Source organism: Variovorax fucosicus (assembly GCF_030316825.1).
GTDB classification, from domain to species: Bacteria; Pseudomonadota; Gammaproteobacteria; order Burkholderiales; family Burkholderiaceae_C; genus Variovorax; species Variovorax fucosicus.
This window is the reverse complement of the sequence record NZ_JASZYU010000002.1, coordinates 612,606-629,638: the sequence shown is the minus strand read 5'-3', so window position 1 is coordinate 629,638 and position 17,033 is coordinate 612,606. Positions and strand designations below refer to the sequence as shown.

The following is a 17,033-nucleotide window of genomic DNA, read 5'->3' as shown; positions in this document are numbered from 1 at the left end:
GTAGCTGTTGTAGACCCACTGAGACGAGTAAGGCGAAAACGCCTTGCCGAGGGCATGGCACCAACAGGGGCAAGGTGTGATTTCATAGAACGGAGCTGTTGTTAACGATACGCTGTCGTGCTTCCTGCGCCCGCTCCTGCATTCCGGCACCCGCTTCCAATGCCTCTTGGAAGCCGGCTTCAGTCACCGCAGCAAATCTAGCTTTCATGAGGCTAAATGCGCTTCGGGGCTTTCCGGCCAAGGAGAGTGCGGCAGAGATGCTTTTCGAGAGCAGTTCGGGTTGCTCGACTGTTTCGGAGACCAAGCCGTGGCTCAGGCACGAACCGGCGGAGAGGCGCGCGCCGCTTAGCACGATCTGGTGGGCATGTGCCGGCGGCATGAAGAGCCCAAGCAACCACGGTCCTAGAGCCGTTACCAAGCCACGGTCGATCTCGGGAAAACCGAACTCCACCTCCGGCGTTGCAAGGCGCCAATCGGAGAGAAGTGCTAAGGCCGCTCCGCCACCGAGCACCATGCCGTTGAGTGCCGCGACGAGAGGCTTTGAGAAAGTGCGCAAGTCTCGATAGAGATCGCCAATATCCAGCATGACGGCGCTCGCTGCGGATGGAGAGAGGGCCATCAACTCTTTCACGTCATGCCCCGCACTGAACGCTCTTCCATTGGCAGTGAGCACGACGGCCAACGTATCGTCATCGCGATTCGCCTCGTCGAGCGTGCGACGCAGTTCGTCCCGCATCGTTCGATTGATCGCATTGAGCGCGCCCGGACGATTTAGATGAACAACGAGCACATTTTCACGACAGCCAAGCTCGAGTGTGGAGCATTGGTGAATCGATACGCTCATATGATCCCCTTTGCGTGTAAATGCGCCAGCTCAGCATCGCTCAATCCAAGCAAACCCTTGAGGAGCTCCTCCGTCGCTTCGCCTAGCGCAGGACCTGCGGTGGTGACTCGACCCGGTGTTCGCGAAAGCTTTGGTACCGGTGCCTGCATCGTGATCGTTCCGCCTGCACCGTCCGGGCGCTTCACGAAGTTTTCGCGAGCGGCAACCTGAGGATGTCGTGCAAGCTCCGCAACATCCTGTATGGCCGAGCTCGGAACATCAGCGTCCTTTAGCAGCCGCACAACGGTGTCACGGTCACGCGATCCGATCCAGGCGCTCACGATTGCTTCGATCTCGGTCCTGCGCTCGACGCGCATCGCGTTGGTCACAAACTCGGAATTGGATTCGGCCAGTTCTGGCCTGCCGATCGCGCTGGCAAGACGCGCAAACATCTTGTCGTCCGGTATGCCTACCGTAACGAATCCACCGTCAGAGCATCGGTAATTTGCAGTAGGCGCAACGGTGACAACCTGCGATCCGAAGCGTTGACGAATGAAACCGGTCCGGTCGAAGACGGCAAATGCCTCGTCCATCGTCTTCAGCATCGGTTCGTACAGCGCGAGATCGACGAACTGCCCTATGCCAGACCGCTCTCTTTCGAATAGGGCTAGAAGGACGCCGAGAGCCCCGTACACGCCGGCGACGTAATCAGCAAGGGAAGTCGGCCCAGGATTGGCGGGGGGTCGATCCGCCTCGCCACTGATTGACGTGACCCCGCTGAATGCATGTGCGATGCGCGCAAGACCGACCTGCTCTCTGAGCGGACCATTCTGGCCGAACGCAGAAAGCCTGAGCATCACAAGACGCGTATTTAGGCCGTGAAGCATTTCCCAGGACAGTCCCCATCGCTCGAAGGTACCGGGACGGAAGTTCTCGACCACGACGTCGGCCTTCTTCGCGAGTGCGATGAACAGGTCTCGCCCTTCGGGTTTGCCGAGATCGATGGTGATTGACCGCTTGTTGCGATTTTCGTTGAGCCACTGCATGGACGCATTGGGATCGGAGCCCTTGGTCCCGAAGCGCCGAAGCGGATCGCCGAGCCTCGGGTGTTCGACTTTGATGACGTCCGCTCCGAATTCGGCGAGGATGGATGCGCTCATCGGCGCGGCAATGTAAGTGGCGGCGTCCAGAACGAGTACTCCGTTCAGCACGGGGGCATTGCCTGTTTGCATAGCGTATTACTTAATAGGAAGTGTTTCGGGACGCGATCAGCGTGCTGGTGAAGCTAGAGGTGTTGTCGCTGCGGAGTGGGCTCAGTGTTTGTAAACTTCGTTGGGCGACAAGGCATTCAGTTAAGCGCTTTCGCCACAGAAATGCGATGCGCGCCGGCGTGCTCAATCAAAGTGTCATGCGAAATGGCAGGCAACCTGCTGTGGCGCCCCAGGTCGCAGCACCAACTCTGGCAACCGTTCCGCGCACTCTTGCGCCGCCTGCCAGCATCGCGTCCGGAACGGGCATCCAGAAGGCGGATTCATCGGGTCAGGTAACTCGCCTTTTAGGACGCGTGGCGAGCGCTGCCGTTCGAAGGCAGGATCTGGCACCGCAGAGCTGTCGACCAGGGCCTGCGTGTAGGGGTGACGCGGATTGCCAAGGATGTCGGCCGCCAGACCGGACTCGACGACGCGGCCCAGATACATCACCGCAAGCGTGTCGGCGATGTTGGCTACGACGGCAAGATCGTGGGATACAAAAATATATGAGACCCCCATTTCACGCTGCAGCTCGCGCAGCAGATTGATCACTTGCGCCTGTACGGAGACGTCGAGTGCGGAGACTGGCTCGTCGCAGACGACGATCCGGGGCTTTCGCACCAGCGCCCGTGCAATGCCCACTCGCTGTTGCTGCCCACCTGAGAGCTGTTGCGGGTAGCGCATGGCAAAGGCCTCACCGAGTCCCACTCGCTGCAGGATGTCCAACGCCCGCTCCTGCCGCTTCTGTCTGGTCAAACCGCTTTCATGAATATCGAGTGGCTCGCGGACGATATCTACGATCCGCATCCGAGGATTGAGCGAGGAGTACGGTGACTGAAACACCATCTGGAGATGCCGCAGATGTGTTTGCCGCTGAGGATCTCCCGGCGCGCCGATGTCGACGCCGTCAAGCATCAGTCGACCTGACGAAGGCGGTAGTGTTCCGACCAGCATGCGCGACAACGTGGACTTGCCGCAACCGGACTCACCAACGATGCCCAAGGTCTCGCCTTCACGCAACCGAAGGCTCACATCTCGGACCGCGATGAGCTGCTGCGGAGGTTTGGGCCACGGCTGGGGTATGGGGAAGCGTTTTTCTAACGCCTCTGCCCGCAGGATGGATGCGTCAACGCTCCCCTTCCGCGTTGCTTCAAGCAAGGATGCGGACATCACGTTTCTCCGGCTGGAAATGACACAAAGCGCTCTGCCCTTCGGCAAGGATCAGTGGCTTGGGCTGCTGCTGTGCGCATAGTTCTTCCGCGCGGCTACAGCGTGGATGAAACGGGCAGCCGGCAGGCAGCGACAACGGCGACGGAGGCTGACCAGGGATCGCAGCAAGTGAATCGGCACGCACGCCAAGCCGGGGAATCGCCGCGAGCAGCGAGCGAGTGTAAGGATGGGCAGGCCGCTCGAAGACCATGCCGACCTCGCCGGTTTCAACGCCCTGACCAGCGTACATGACCAGCATTCGATTTGCCACGCGCGCTACGACGCCCATGTCGTGAGTGATGAGGACGATGGACATGCCGAACTCGGCCCGCAGCTTGAGCAGCAGATCGAGAATCTGCGCTTTGATTGTTGCGTCGAGGGCCGTGGTCGGCTCGTCGGCAATCAGTAGTGCGGGCTGCAGCGCCAGAGCCATAGCTATCAATGCACGCTGGCGCATTCCACCGGAGAACTCGTGCGGGTACTGGTTTACGCGCACCTTGGCAGTCGGGATTCCAGTGAGGTCAAGCAACCGAACCGCTTCGGCCATCGCCGCAGCTTTGGTCGTCCCGCGGTGCACCATGAGCGTCTCCGCGATCTGGTAGCCAACCGTGGTGCACGGGTTCAGGGCGGACAGAGCATCCTGCCGGACCAGTGCCATGTGTTCCCCCGATAGCCGTCGGCGCTCGCGCTTCGACAGGGCCATGAGATCCAGATCGTCGAGCCTCATGTTGCCCTCGACGGTGGCAGACGGGGGTAGGAGACCCATCAGAGCCTGCGCCACCGTCGATTTGCCGGAGCCTGACTCGCCGATCACCGCAAAGACTTCACCACGTGCGACCGTGAAGCTGACATCGCGTACTGCTTGCACCAATCCACCGCGAGACGCAAAGCCGACCCTAAGCCCGTTGACCGAAAGTAGCGGCTGCGCTGCAGCGGAGCGGACCTGCGTCATGGCGCAACGGTAACCTTCGACAGGTCCAGAACCTCCCCGACCGTCCCCTGGAAATTCATCTTCTTCGAGAAACCGTAAATCGCATCCGCCTGCCAGACGGCCGCAACGTAGTACTTCTCATGAACGAGCTTTTGAGCCGTTTTCCACAGTTCGGTGCGCTTGGCCTCATCCATCTCGGCTGCAGCAGCATCCACAAGCTTGTCATAGGCGGGATCGTTGGTCACGGAGAATGCGGAGCTCGATTTGAGGAAGGAGTTCATCTTGCTGGCATCTCCTTCGCTAAAGTCCCAACCAACGACGTAGAAAGGTCCGGCGCTACGGCTTTGCATCAGCGAGACAAAACGACCCCACTCGAGCGTTTGCGGCTTGACCTTGAAGCCATTTGCAGAGAGCTGCGCATTGACCGCCTGGTAGATGTCCCGGTCCGCCACATAACGACCGTCAGAGGTGTAGGTGCTGAGTTCAAGCGGTGCTTTGTTCCCCAAGAGCTCCTTCGCGAGATTGCGGTCGTACTTGTAGGGCGCAATCGACTTGTCGAGCTGGGTTACGGTGGGACCGAGCGGCACCGGCAGCACACGGCCGTACTTGCCGAGCAGGTTGCCGATAACGTTGTTCATATTCAGCGCGTGGGCGAAAGCCTTGCGCGTATTGAGATCGTCGAACGGTGGTTTGCGCGAATCGAGCAATAGCGTGTGAACAACGCCAGCCGAGCTTGCAATGATCTTGGCGCTTGCCGAGCCCTCGACGCGCGGTACATCAGGAATTGGCAAGCGTTGAATGACGTCGACTTCGCCACTGAGCAGCGCATTCACGCGGGTCGCGTTCTCTGTGATGAATGTGAAGGTCCCCTTGGCGCCGTCCGGCTTTTTGCCCCAATAGTCCTCGTTCCTCAGCAGGGTCAGGGACTGGCCCTTTCGCCATTCCCCGAGCTTGTAAGGTCCGGTTCCGACGGGCTTGTCGCTGACTTCCTGCTTGGTACCCGCCTCGAAGTACATCTTGGGGACGATGAACACACGGCCTGCGCCCCCGACGGGCTGCATACGACGCGGCAACAGGGGATCGGGCATCTTGGTCTCGATCTCGACTGTCAGTTCATTGATCGCGCGCACCTCCTTGACGGAAGCCAGTTGGGCAAGATGAGGCGACGATGTCGCAGGATCGAGGACGCGCTCGATGGAGTACTTAACATCCGCAGAGGTGAAGGGCGTTCCATCATGGAACTTGACGCCTCTGCGCAACTTGAATTCCCAGACTGTCGGAGACTTGAGCCGAAATGAAGTCGCCAGCTTGGGTACGAGTTCGCCCGTCTTCGGATCGAGATCCAGCAACGTCTCGTAGACCTGGGTGTAGATCACGAAGTCAGCCCCGTTGGTAGACCGAGTCGGGTCGAGTACATCGAGTCCCGCGCTCAGCGCGACGCGAATCTCTGGTCCCGAGCCCTGCGCCATTGCGCACGTGCCGCTCATCACGGCGATCATGGTACTCAGCACAAGGGCGACGGCGCGCGCCTTGCCCGCTCCGAGGATTGCGATGGATCTGTTGAATGATTTCATATTGGAGCGCCCCTTCCTTTCAGGGAGTAAAAACAAGCTACGTTTACTGCAGCGAGAGTTTGGGATCCGTCGAGTCCCGCAGTCGCTCGCCTAGGATGTTGATCGATAGGACGAGCAAGAAGATCGCCAGGCCGGGAAATATGGTCAGCCACCAAGCAGTGACTAAATAGTCACGGCCGTCGCTAAGCATGCGTCCCCAAGTTGGCGTCGCGGTCGGCACGCCCAGTCCGACGAAACTGAGGCTACTTTCCATGATGATTGCAGTGCTCAGGCCGAAGGTCGCCAATACCAGGATGTTCGGCAGAACGTTAGGGAGGATGTGCCGCAGAACGATGCGCGCATCGGATCCCCGCATGACGCGTACAGCCTCGATGTACTCGAGCTCACGGATCTGCATTGTGTCCGCGTATGTCACGCGCGCGAACCGCACCCAGCCTCCGAGTGCGATGACACCAATCACCAAGGGTACCGTGGGGCGAAGAATGCCGACGATCGTGACGGCTAGCAAGAAGAACGGGAATGCCAGCTGGATGTTCGTCAGGAACAGCAGAACGCTAGCGTAGCGGCCGCCTTTGAATCCGGCGAAGACGCCAACGATGACACCAATAGCTGCCGCGAGGCACACAGCGACAAGTGAAACGACCAACGCCGGCGCAGCTCCTGCAATCATGACCGAAAGGATGTCTCGCCCGAGGGCATCGGTGCCGAGCCAATAACGCCCGGCAGAGCCTAGCGATCCCGGCGCGAGTAACCGGGCGCCGAGGTCTTGCTCCTCGGGATCGTATGGTGCGAGCGACGTTCCACCTATGGCCATGCACACCATGATTCCCAGCACGATGGACGAGAACCCCAGCGTGAACGGATGACGGATCGCGTTCGCCAACGATCGTTGGACTGCAACGAGTATCGATTTCATGTGTGCCTCAGTCGCGGATTCACGATCCGGACCGCGATCTCGGAAAGAACGGTAATGACGACGAACATCATCGCTACATAGGCAACGATGCCCTGAACGACCGGAAAATCCCGGCGCTGTATCGATTGAATGGCCAGGCGCCCGATGCCCGGCCACGAGAAGACGGCCTCGGTCAAGACAGCACCGCCCAGCAAGGACCCAACTTCAAGTGCGAGCAACGCCAGGACCGGAACGATGCCATTGCGCAGCAGCGTCCGCGAGATCACGCGATACTCCGGCATTCCCTTGGCTCGGGCGCTGGCAATATAGCCAGCCGGCAGGACTTCGAGCATCGACGAGCGCGTCAGTCGCGTAAGACTCGGGAACACCCAGCACGCCACCGTTACAGCGGGCAAGATCAGGTGTGCCGCGGTGCCGGACCCATATGTGGGCACCCATCCCAACCAAACGGCGAACACCTGGATCAGCAGCAGCCCCAGCCAGAACGACGGCATGGAGGTGGTGAACACACTCGCGACTTGAACGGTGCGGTCAAGCGCGCCTCCCTGCCAGACCGCGGACATGACCCCGAGGGGAATGCCTAAGATGATCGCGATCAGAAGTGCCGTGCCTGCAAGCAGCAGCGTGTTAGGTAAGGGCCGCAAGATGATCGCGGTCACGCTGTCGCCGTCGAAGTACGACCTTCCGAACTCGCCTCGCATCGCCCCGGCGACATAGCTCAAATATTGCGCCAGCACAGGCCGATCAAGACCAAGTTGTGAGCGCAACAGCGTTCGCTGCTCCGCGGTCGCGTCCTGAGGAAGGATCAGGCTCGTCGGATCGCCACTCGCACGCACCATGACAAAGGTCAGTGTGATGGCGGCCAGCACCACTACTACGCCTAGCCCGAACTGCTTGATGATTAGCCTCAGCACTTCGGCCCTCCCGTTTTCGACGCTATGTCGGCCGCACAGATCGCGACGTACCAGAAAGCGGATGCTGCAGACGTCTTGTCACGGCCCCCTTGGAGTCCCGTCTCCAAGGGATCGCCTGCGCAGCTCAAGCCTTGAAGTACAGCGGCGTCGGACAGCCAAGCCGTCGATGCTGTTGTCTTGCCGCAGTTTGGTATTTGCATGATTCCTCGGTAGCAGTGCCCGGCGAACATGTCGCGCGCATCGCGTGATGCCTTAAATGCTTCTCGGTGTTCGCGTGAACTGTTAGCGGGACAGCTCATCAGCGAGCTCTGTCGCCCTTTCTTTCGCGGCCCGGACGGCGCAATTTAAGGCGGAAGCTGTGCCAGACTCGTTTAGCACGGCAATCGCGGCTTCGGTTGTTCCTCTTTTTGACGTCACGTTTTGTTGAAGCGTTTCAAAAGAATGTTGGCTTGAACTGGCTTGTTTCGCTGCACCGCCAACGACCTTTAGCACAAGCTCACGCGACGTGCTTTCATCGAAGCCGATTGCTTGCGCCGCCTTTTGAAATGCGGACATGAAGTGGAATACGTATGCCGGACCACTGCCACTGACGGCTGTGACGGCGTCCAGCTGGTCGTCGCATTGGACCCAGAAGCAATACCCCGTCGGGGTAAGTATTGCTTCAGCAAGAGCTTTGTCTTCAGATTTCGCGTTCGGGCCAGCACACATGCCACAAACGCCTGCGCCGACCAAGACGGAGGTGTTGGGCATTACTCGAATGATCCGATCGGAACGGGCGTGTTGCGCCAGAATGTCTGATCTGACACCTGCTGCAATGCTGATATGCAGCGGATCCGACAAGTGTGGAAGAACCTGCCGCATAGCGTCAGCCAACACCTGCGGCTTGACGGCCCATATAACTGTCGTTGCCCCTCGCATTTCCTCATGAGGTTCTGGCAGCGTGCGAACTCCAAAAGTCTCAGAAATAGTCGCACGTTGCGTAACCGAAGGATCAAGCACCAAGATGCTGTCGGCGGGCCAATCATCCTTGAGTAACGCTCCAATCAAGGCTGATGCCATTTGGCCGCCGCCAACGAAGAGGATCATTTGTTTTATAGATGTACGGTTTGCCATATAAATCACGGTGTTATGACGCTGCGTGGCCTCAGGAAAAGCCGGTAGGAAGGAGCGGTCGTGAGCTCCTCATGCGGATAGCCCACTCTCTCCAGAACACGGTGGAAATCGTCCTCGTCTGAGCTGGGTGCCTGCAGGCCAACCAACACACGGCCATAGTCGGAGCCTTGGTTGCGGTAGTGGAACATCGTGATGTTCCAGTTGGGCGGCAATGACGAGAGGAATTGCATCAAGGCACCCGGACGCTCCGGAAAGACGAACTGCAGCACACGCTCGCCCGCAGCGACCGGCGAGCGCCCGCCCACCATGTGCCGCATGTGCTCCTTGGCCAGTTCATCGTGCGTCAGATCTTGGGCGGAGAAGCCAGCCTGCGTCAAAACTTCTGCAACGCGTCCTGTTTCCCCTGCGGAGTGGATCGTCAGCCCGAGCAGCACCGACGCATTCTCGGCGTCGCATGCACGGTACTTGAGTTCCGTGATGCTGCGGGCGGGGCCGGACAGGGCGTCGATGGTCTTGCACAGGCGCAACAGGCTTCCAGGTGATTCGGGAAGCATGACCGCGAGCAGGCCCTCCCGCTCTTCACCGATCTCCGCCCGTTCCGCAACGAACCGGAGCCTGTCGAAGTTCATGTTGGCGCCGCTGAGAATGGCTACATACGTCTCTCCGCGCGTCTTTCGCTGCTTGACGTACTGCTTCACGGCGGCCACCGCCAGCGCCCCGGACGGTTCCACGATGCTGCGGGTGTCGGTGAATACATCCTTGATCGCCGCACAGATGGAGTCCGTATCCACCGTGACATAGTCGTCCACAAGGCTGCTGGCGATGCGAAAGGTCTCCGCGCCCACCTGCTTTACGGCCGTTCCATCCGAGAACAAGCCCACGTCGCCCAGTGTGACGCGTTTGCGAGCTAGAGCCGATCGCGCCATGGCATCCGAGTCGACGGTCTGCACCCCGATCACTTGAACCTCCGGGCGGACCGCCTTGACGTACGCAGCGACGCCAGCGATCAACCCGCCGCCGCCGACTGGCACGAACACGGCTTGCAGCGGCGCCTGATGCTGCCTCAGGATCTCCATCCCTACCGTGCCTTGCCCGGCGATCACATCGGGGTCGTCGAACGGATGCACAAACGTCAACCCGTCCGCCTCTTGTAGTTCCAGGGCATGAGCGTACGCCTCGGAGTAGCTCTCCCCGTGCAGCACCACGGTGCCCCCCAGTCCCTTGACCGCCTCGATCTTGACTCGTGGCGCGCTGACAGGCATGACGATGACTGCAGTCGCGCCCAAGCGCCGCGCGGCAAGTGCGACACCTTGAGCATGGTTACCCGCAGAAGCACAGATCACCCCGCGACGCATCTCCTCGGGCGACAACTGTGCGACCTTGTTGTAGGCGCCACGGAGCTTGAAGCTGAACACGGCCTGCTGGTCTTCGCGCTTCAGGAGAACCTGGTTGCCGAGCCGATTTGACAACTCTCTGGCAGGCTGCAAAGGGGTTTCCACGGCCACGTCATACACACGGGACGTGAGGATCCTCTTTAGGTATTCGTCGAGGTCGAGCATGAGGTGACGGCGTTCTCACGGACGAAGTTGCGGGGGCGAAGCATGTCGCAAGAGGGGGAACTCCGTCGGAGGACGCCTGCCACGGCTAGTCTGCGTAGAGGCGCCCGAGCGAGCTCTGGAACTTCTTGATGCCGGCAAGCTTCTGCATGTGCCATGCCAGCGCATGATTGCTTGAAGTCGCGGGCTTGCCCGTGAGGCGCTCGATGATCGGAATGGCACTGAAGGTCGGTAACGTGGTGCATGAGATGAAGACACCATCGACGTCGGGCTTCACTCCACCGCCCGCATTGACCGCCGCTTCGACCACGCTGTTCGTGGCGATCACGCCCACTTTCAGGTCGTCGGGCTCCTCGAACGAAACCACGGACTCGACGTCCAGCCCGCGGGCGCGAAGTCCGTCCACGATTTTCCGGTTCACCGCGTTCTCGTAGGGGGTGACCAGCCTGATTTTCTTCATCCCCAGCGACTTGCATGCCGCAATGCAGGCAGTGACCGGTTCGGTCACTTGCACGCCGGGATGTGCCTGGCGGATGATGCTTGCGACCCGCTCCTCGCCGAGGAGCATCGTGGCAGACGTGCAGCCGTATCCCACCACGTGCGGCTTGAACTCGGCAGGGATCAAGGCCGCCGTCGGCTGCAGCAGGTCCGACATGGCTTCCAAGGTCGCGGCGGAGATCTCGAAGTCGTTGAAGATGCGACTGTGGTACAGGGAGACGGGCTGCGAGGTTGGAAGGCTCGATCGCACCTCGCCCTCGATGGTGCGGTCCGTTCGCAGCACGATCAGCGCCAGGCGGCGTGCCTCTGAGTCATCTTGAGCAAGTTCGTAGCCAATTCGAGTCTGAAGCATGAGCTGTTCCCTTCGTGATCCGAGAAGCGTAAGCATCGAAGGTCTCCTGCAGCATGCCACTTCGCTCCAGTTTCTCAGACCAGTTAGGTATTAGTCGACGCGCCTTGGCCCCAGACCACTTCGAGTCGGTCCATGGCCGCCTTCATCTGAGCCTCGTTGCTCGAAGCGAAGCCAAACTGGAACCCACATTGCGGTTCCACATGGACGTAGTACTGAGACAGGGGCGGACAGACAATATTCGCGTTGCGAGCACGGCGTGAGAGGGCCACGTCGTCCATCGGGCGCTTCGCGACCGCCGCGAGGTTCAGTCCAGCCGGATCCGAGATGACCGACAGCATCAGTCCCATCCTCTGCGAGATCAGCTCGCACAGCAGCGAGTGGCGGGCTGCGTAGATCTCTCGCAACCGGCGGATGTGCGAGTAAAAGGCTCCCCGTTCGATGAACTGGAGCATGGCAGCCTGGATCACGCCCGGAGGACAGCCATCCGACCAGGTTCGGATACTCAGGAAAACATCAACGAGTTCTTCTGGGACGACGAGGTAACCCAGCCTCAAGGACGGGAACATGATCTTGTTGAACGTTCCGGCGTAGATCACCCGGCTGTACTCGTCAGATCCCTGCAGGGAAGGCAAAGGCTTGCCGTCATACCGAAATTCGCTGCTGTAGTCGTCTTCAAAGATGAAGCAGGATGTCCGGTGCGCCCACTCGAGGAGTGCCCGGCGGCGCGCGAGGCTCATGGTTCTACCCATCGGATACTGGTGCGACGGGGTGGTGTAGAGCAGCTTGGCGCCGCCGTTGTCGTCCGGCACCATGACACCCTCCTCATCTAACGGGACCCCCCTTAGATTCAATCCCGCCGACAGCATGGCATTTCTGGCGCCAAGGAAGCCCGGATCCTCAATTAACACCCGGTCACCCGGCTGCGTCAGCACGCGCAAGGTTAGATCGAACGCGTGCTGAGCACCGGAGACAATGATGATCTGATCCGCCGTGCAACGTACCCCACGTGCACTCGCCAGGTAGCCAGCAAGTGCCTCCCGAAGCGGCCTGTAGCCGGCCGGGTCGCGAGTTTCCAGCATGGCGGCCGTCGCGTGCTTCCAGGACTTTGCACAGAAGTCGCTCCAGGAGTGATAGGGGAACTGATCAATTGCCGGCATCCCTGGAGCGAAAGGCGTAGCCACCGACAGGCTTTGCAAGTCCATCAAACTGGTACTGCGCGAGACATGCTTTGGCAAGGTGTCCAGCAAGGCAACCCGCTGCTGGATGGCCACGGCGCCCGGCACCTGGCTGCGTTTGAGCGAGCTTGGCGCGAGCGCGGCACTCCCGGTCAACAAGTCCGTTGATCGCTCGCGCACTCTCGAGCCAGAGCCGACGCGGGTCTCGACGAATCCCTCCGCGCTGAGCCTGGCGATGACGCTGAGCGCAGTGGCCCTGGCGATGTCGAGCGTTCGGGCGAGCTCGCGCGTCGACGGCAGGAGGTCGCCTGATTTCAGGCCGCCGGTGACGATCAGGTGTTCAATCGCGGTGGCAACCTGGTCCACCACGGTCACCGGACTTTGCCGGTTGATCACCAGGAACTCGAGCAGGCGTGCCCTGGATGCCCGCGCTTGCCGTCGCCGGGGCTTGGGCTGTGCACCAAAGTGGTTCGATTCGTCTATGGGAAGTGGCCCGTCCATCGCGCTGTTCACCGTTAAGAATTCGCCAAGAAGCTTTGGCATGGTGCCGAGAGTGGCCCGCTGATGATGCAAGTGGCATGCCACTTATATAGCAGACGACGTTAAGTGGCTCGATGCGAGCGGATTCCGCTACGAGCTCTGACGCAGCCCAAGGAGAAATGATGAGTGAAACCGCCTCCGCGAGGCCTGCCTTGACCGACCTGACGGCTTCCGAACTCGCCGATGGCCTGCGGCGCCGGTCGTTCTCTTGCCGCGAGCTGATGCAGGCCACGGTCGATCGCATTCAAGCGCTCAACCCCATCTTCAACACTATCGTAAACATGGCTCCGGTCGAGAGGCTATTGGCTGAAGCCGATGCTGCTGACGCCGACCTAGCCAGCGGCAAGGTGCAGGGCTGGCTGCATGGCATCCCCATGGCCGTTAAGGATTTCGCGGACGTCGTTGGCTTCCCCACCACGAAAGGTTGCGAGCTACTGGCCAGCAACATGCCGACGAGCGACTCCATCCTGACCGCACGCATGAAGGCCGCAGGCTGCATCGTGATCGGCAAGACGACGACGCCTGAGTTCGGGCTGGGCTCGCATACGTTCAGCACTCTGTGGGGTGTGACCCGCAATGCATGGGATCCGGCAGTGAGCGCCGGTGGCAGCAGCGGAGGCGCGGCCGTTTCCCTGGCGCAGCGCATGCTCCCGGTCGCGGACGGGTCAGATGGAATGGGTTCACTGCGGAACCCGGCAGGCTGGAACCACGTTTTCGGCATGCGCCCGTCGCAAGGAAGGGTACCCCAGGCTGGAATGTCGGACGTATGGATTGACCTCCTCTCGAACGAGGGTCCCATGGGCCGTAGCATCCGCGATGTGGGGCGGCTTTTGACCACACAAAGCGGTTTCGACCCGCGCTCGCCGCTTTCCATGCAGATGCCTTTGGGCTGGAAGGAAAACGAGGCCGTCGATCCGGCGATTCTCAGCGGCATGCGCATAGGCTGGCTGGGCGACCTCGGTGGCCACCTCGCGATGGAAACCGGGGTGCTGGACGCCTGCCGCGAAGCGCTGCGTCACCTCGAAGCGGCGGGCGCCGTGGTCGAGGAGGTGCCATTGGGGTTTGATCCCAAGCAGCTCTGGGAATGCTGGCTGACTTGGCGCCGCGCAGGCGCGGGGCCACGTGTCGGGGCCCTCATGCAACTGCCAGGCGCCAAGGAGAAGATCAAGCCGGAGGCTCAGTGGGAGTACGAGTGCTCACGCGGCATGAGCTTCACCGACTTCCGTCAGGCAAGCCAGGTTCGCACGAATTACTACCAGCACATGCGCAGCATGTTGGATCAGTGGGACCTGCTCGTGCTGCCCTCCGCGCAGTGTTGGCCGTTTAACGCGGAGGAGCGTTGGCCCAAACAGATCGCGGGACGTGAGATGGACACCTACCACCGCTGGATGGAGGTCGCAATCTATGCCACCCTGGGAGGCTTGCCTGCCTTGGTGGTACCCGCCGGCTTTCATCCGAACGGCCGTTGGCCCATGGGCATCCAACTGATCGGCCCGTACGGCGGCGACGCCAAGGTATTGCGGGCAGGAGCAGCTTACGAGCAATTGCGCGCCGATTTCATCGCCAGGCGCCCCCCCGAAGTGACAGCCGCGCGCGTGGCTTAACCGGCCCGCAGGATACGGACCGCTCAAAGTGGCTTGAAAGGAAGGCGCAAAGTGGCCTGACCGCCGCAGCCAGGTCCGTCAAGAATGCTTGGCACGGGAGCAACTTTCGCGCCGTCATTCAGGCAGATCCGAGCCCCAACCCAAGGAAAAGTGATGACCGAAAAATACGAAGTGACAGACCGGACGACGCTGAAGCGTCGACCGCACCGTGGCATCTACGACAAGGAAGCCATTCAGGCCATCCTGGACGAGGGGTTCATGTGCAACGTGGCGTACGTCCACGACGGGGCACCGCGCGTGTTGCCCACTGGCTATGGCCGCATCGGCGACTACATCTACATCCACGGCTCGAACCAGAGCACGATGCTCACCGCGGCCCTCAGCGGTGAAGTGTGCGTCCTCGTCACGCACGTAGATGGCCTCGTGCTGGCACGATCACTCTACAACCACTCCGTCAACTACCGTTCCGTGGTGGTGTTCGGGCGCCCGGAAGAAGTTACCGACCCCGAGGAGAAGCTCGCGTCGTTCGAAGCCTACGCGCGTCACGTCCTGAAAGGCCGCTTCGCCGATGTCAGGCCTCCGAACTCCAAAGAATTGAACAGCACGACCGTGATGCGCATTGCGGTTTCCGAGGCTGTCGCGAAGTTGCGATCGGGTCCCCCGACGGACTTCGAGTTTGATCTGGATCGGGATTGCTGGGCCGGGGAACTCCTGATCAAGCAGGTCTTCGCGGGCGCGGTGCGCGACCCGCATGGCCGACAAGATGTGCCGCTGCCGCAGTATGTCCAGGGCTACGAGAAGCTGCCCAGCGTGGAGCAGCAAAAGGTCGAGAACGCTCCGGACACCTGACTCTCCCAGAGGAAGCAGAACGCCCGACCCGCGGCAGCAGGCCACCGACGCAGTGGGCTTACTTGAGTGAAGGGGACCTCATGAGCAACAAGGGAATGGTGAGCTGCCCGCAGCCGGAAGCGGCGGAGTCGGGCGTCGAGATCCTCCGCGCGGGCGGCAACGCGGTCGACGCGGCAGTCGCCTGCGCCCTTGTGCAAACGGTGGTGGATCCGCTGATGTGCAGCATCGGCGGCTTCGGCACGGCCGCCGTACACCGCCCAGGAGCCGGCATTCACGAGTATGTGGACTTCCACGCTCCCGCGCCGCTTGGCGCTCGAGCAGACATGTGGGAGCACTTGCTGGAGGGTGAGACGCGCGACGGTTTTGGCTTCAGCATCAAGGGCCGCTTGAACGACATCGGCTACCAAGCCATCGCGGTTCCAGGAACGCTCAGCGGGCTAGAGCGCCTGCACGCGCGGCATGGCCGCCTCCCATGGCGAGAAGTTGTCGCCCCTGCCATTGCATGGGCCCGAGAAGGGTTCATGGTTCGGCCTGCGATGTATGCGTTCTGGATCGACGAGCCGCTCGCTGGTCGAGCAAGCAACAGAGAGCGGCTCCTGTACTCGGCCTCCGGTCGGGAACTTTTCTGCCGGCCGGACGGCACTCCTAAGACCATCGGCACACCGCTGCGAAACCCGGACTACGCGAACACGCTGGAAACGATCGCGCGTGATGGAGCAGTATCCTTCTACCGCGGTGAACTCGCCCATCGTATGGTGGAGGACCTGGCTGCCCACGGCGGCCTGCTGTCCTTACAAGATCTCGCGACCTACGCTCCACGCGAGAACGCTCCACTTGTAGGAAGCTACAGGGACCGACGCATCACCACCAACCAGCCTCCCGGTGGCGGCGCGATGCTGCTCCAGATGCTCAACATCTTGGAGCAGTTCGACCTGACGGCGCTCGGGCACAACACGCCGGAATACATCCGCATCGTGTGTGAGGCCATGAAGCGCGCCACCATCGACAAGGACCGGCATCTCGGTGACCCGGCGTTTCTAGAGGTGCCGCTGGATCGCCTGCTCTCCAAGGCTTACGCGGCGCAGGCTGCTGCCGCTATCAATGCCGGCGAGAAGGCCGACGTGCCCCGTCTCAACTTAGGGGCCCCTGTTCCAAAGGACACGACGCACCTGTCCGTGGTGGATAGTGAACGCAACTGCGTTGCCATCACGCATTCGCTCGCGATGCCTTCCGGTGTGATGACGCCCGGCCTTGGCTTCATGTACAACGGCTGCATGGGCGTGTTCGACCCGCGACCAGGCAGAACGGGCAGCATCGCACCCGGAAAGGCACGGTTCACTTCGGCCTGTCCCACCATCGTGTTCCGCGGAGACGAGCCCGAAATTGTGCTTGGCGCGCCGGGCGGAACGCAGATCGCGATGGGCGTGCTGCAGGCAATCCTGAACGTTGCGGATCATGGGATGAGCATGCAAGAGGCCGTATCTGCTCCGCGCTTCTCGTCCACGAGCAACATCATCGATATTTCGAATCGCATTCCGCGCTCCGTGTCCCGGCCGCTTGAGCGTCTGGGCTACGAAGTGGTTCGGAATCCGTTCGGGTACACGATTGCTTCTGTGCACGGGATCCGCATCAACGGCGAACGTCTCGAGGGTGGCGCCGACCCTGGCCGCGACGGCGTGGCTTACGAGGCTTGATCGTCAGGCCGCCTTACTTCACCTTCATTTACCGG

Annotated in this window: 14 protein-coding genes; 3 read left to right on the top strand and 11 right to left on the bottom strand. The window is 61.0% G+C overall.

From position 1 onward, the window contains the following. Positions 1-82: 82 nt before the first annotated feature. The 11 genes from QTI05_RS15080 to pdxR form a co-directional block, all read right to left on the bottom strand. Positions 83-844: an enoyl-CoA hydratase/isomerase family protein gene (locus QTI05_RS15080; RefSeq protein ID WP_286545694.1), complete on the bottom strand. Its 762-nt coding sequence runs from the start codon at positions 842-844 to the stop codon at positions 83-85. Then, the gene (locus QTI05_RS15075) at positions 841-2,055 is read right to left on the bottom strand and encodes a CaiB/BaiF CoA transferase family protein (protein WP_286622060.1); all 1,215 of its coding nucleotides are present in this window, start codon (positions 2,053-2,055) and stop codon (positions 841-843) included. Before QTI05_RS15075 ends, QTI05_RS15080 begins: the two co-directional genes overlap by 4 nt. Positions 2,056-2,229: 174 nt before the next feature. Then, on the bottom strand, positions 2,230-3,243 hold the full coding sequence (locus QTI05_RS15070) for an ABC transporter ATP-binding protein (protein WP_286622058.1): 1,014 nt from the start codon (positions 3,241-3,243) through the stop codon (positions 2,230-2,232). Continuing rightward, positions 3,224-4,234, bottom strand: coding sequence for an ABC transporter ATP-binding protein (locus QTI05_RS15065; RefSeq protein WP_286622057.1), 1,011 nt, complete (start codon positions 4,232-4,234; stop codon positions 3,224-3,226). Before QTI05_RS15065 ends, QTI05_RS15070 begins: the two co-directional genes overlap by 20 nt. Continuing rightward, positions 4,231-5,787, bottom strand: coding sequence for an ABC transporter substrate-binding protein (locus tag QTI05_RS15060; RefSeq protein WP_286622056.1), 1,557 nt, complete (start codon positions 5,785-5,787; stop codon positions 4,231-4,233). Before QTI05_RS15060 ends, QTI05_RS15065 begins: the two co-directional genes overlap by 4 nt. Before the next feature lie 43 nt (positions 5,788-5,830). Then, positions 5,831-6,703, bottom strand: a complete 873-nt coding sequence (locus tag QTI05_RS15055) for an ABC transporter permease (protein WP_286545687.1) — start codon at positions 6,701-6,703, stop codon at positions 5,831-5,833. Continuing rightward, positions 6,700-7,617: an ABC transporter permease gene (locus QTI05_RS15050; RefSeq protein WP_286622055.1), complete on the bottom strand. Its 918-nt coding sequence runs from the start codon at positions 7,615-7,617 to the stop codon at positions 6,700-6,702. Before QTI05_RS15050 ends, QTI05_RS15055 begins: the two co-directional genes overlap by 4 nt. 282 nt (positions 7,618-7,899) lie before the next feature. After that, the gene (gene proC, locus QTI05_RS15045) at positions 7,900-8,730 is read right to left on the bottom strand and encodes a pyrroline-5-carboxylate reductase (protein WP_286657826.1); all 831 of its coding nucleotides are present in this window, start codon (positions 8,728-8,730) and stop codon (positions 7,900-7,902) included. 5 nt (positions 8,731-8,735) lie between these two features. After that, entirely contained in the window at positions 8,736-10,289 is a 1,554-nt protein-coding gene (gene ilvA / locus QTI05_RS15040) for a threonine ammonia-lyase, biosynthetic (RefSeq protein ID WP_286622051.1), read from the bottom strand. Between the two features lie 85 nt (positions 10,290-10,374). After that, positions 10,375-11,136 (bottom strand): maleate cis-trans isomerase family protein, encoded by a 762-nt coding sequence (locus QTI05_RS15035; RefSeq protein ID WP_286622050.1) that lies wholly within the window; start codon positions 11,134-11,136, stop codon positions 10,375-10,377. 83 nt (positions 11,137-11,219) lie between these two features. Next, entirely contained in the window at positions 11,220-12,854 is a 1,635-nt protein-coding gene (gene pdxR, locus QTI05_RS15030; protein ID WP_286622049.1) for a MocR-like pyridoxine biosynthesis transcription factor PdxR, read from the bottom strand. Between the two features lie 149 nt (positions 12,855-13,003). On the opposite strand from pdxR, the gene QTI05_RS15025 reads away from it, so the two are divergent. From QTI05_RS15025 to ggt, 3 genes are all read left to right on the top strand, one after another. Further along, on the top strand, positions 13,004-14,455 hold the full coding sequence (locus QTI05_RS15025; protein WP_286657825.1) for an amidase: 1,452 nt from the start codon (positions 13,004-13,006) through the stop codon (positions 14,453-14,455). Between the two features lie 153 nt (positions 14,456-14,608). Beyond that, entirely contained in the window at positions 14,609-15,304 is a 696-nt protein-coding gene (locus QTI05_RS15020; RefSeq protein WP_286545673.1) for a pyridoxamine 5'-phosphate oxidase family protein, read from the top strand. Between the two features lie 80 nt (positions 15,305-15,384). Further along, complete coding sequence (gene ggt / locus QTI05_RS15015; protein WP_286622047.1) at positions 15,385-16,998, top strand: gamma-glutamyltransferase; 1,614 nt, start codon at positions 15,385-15,387, stop codon at positions 16,996-16,998. Positions 16,999-17,033 lie beyond the last annotated feature (35 nt).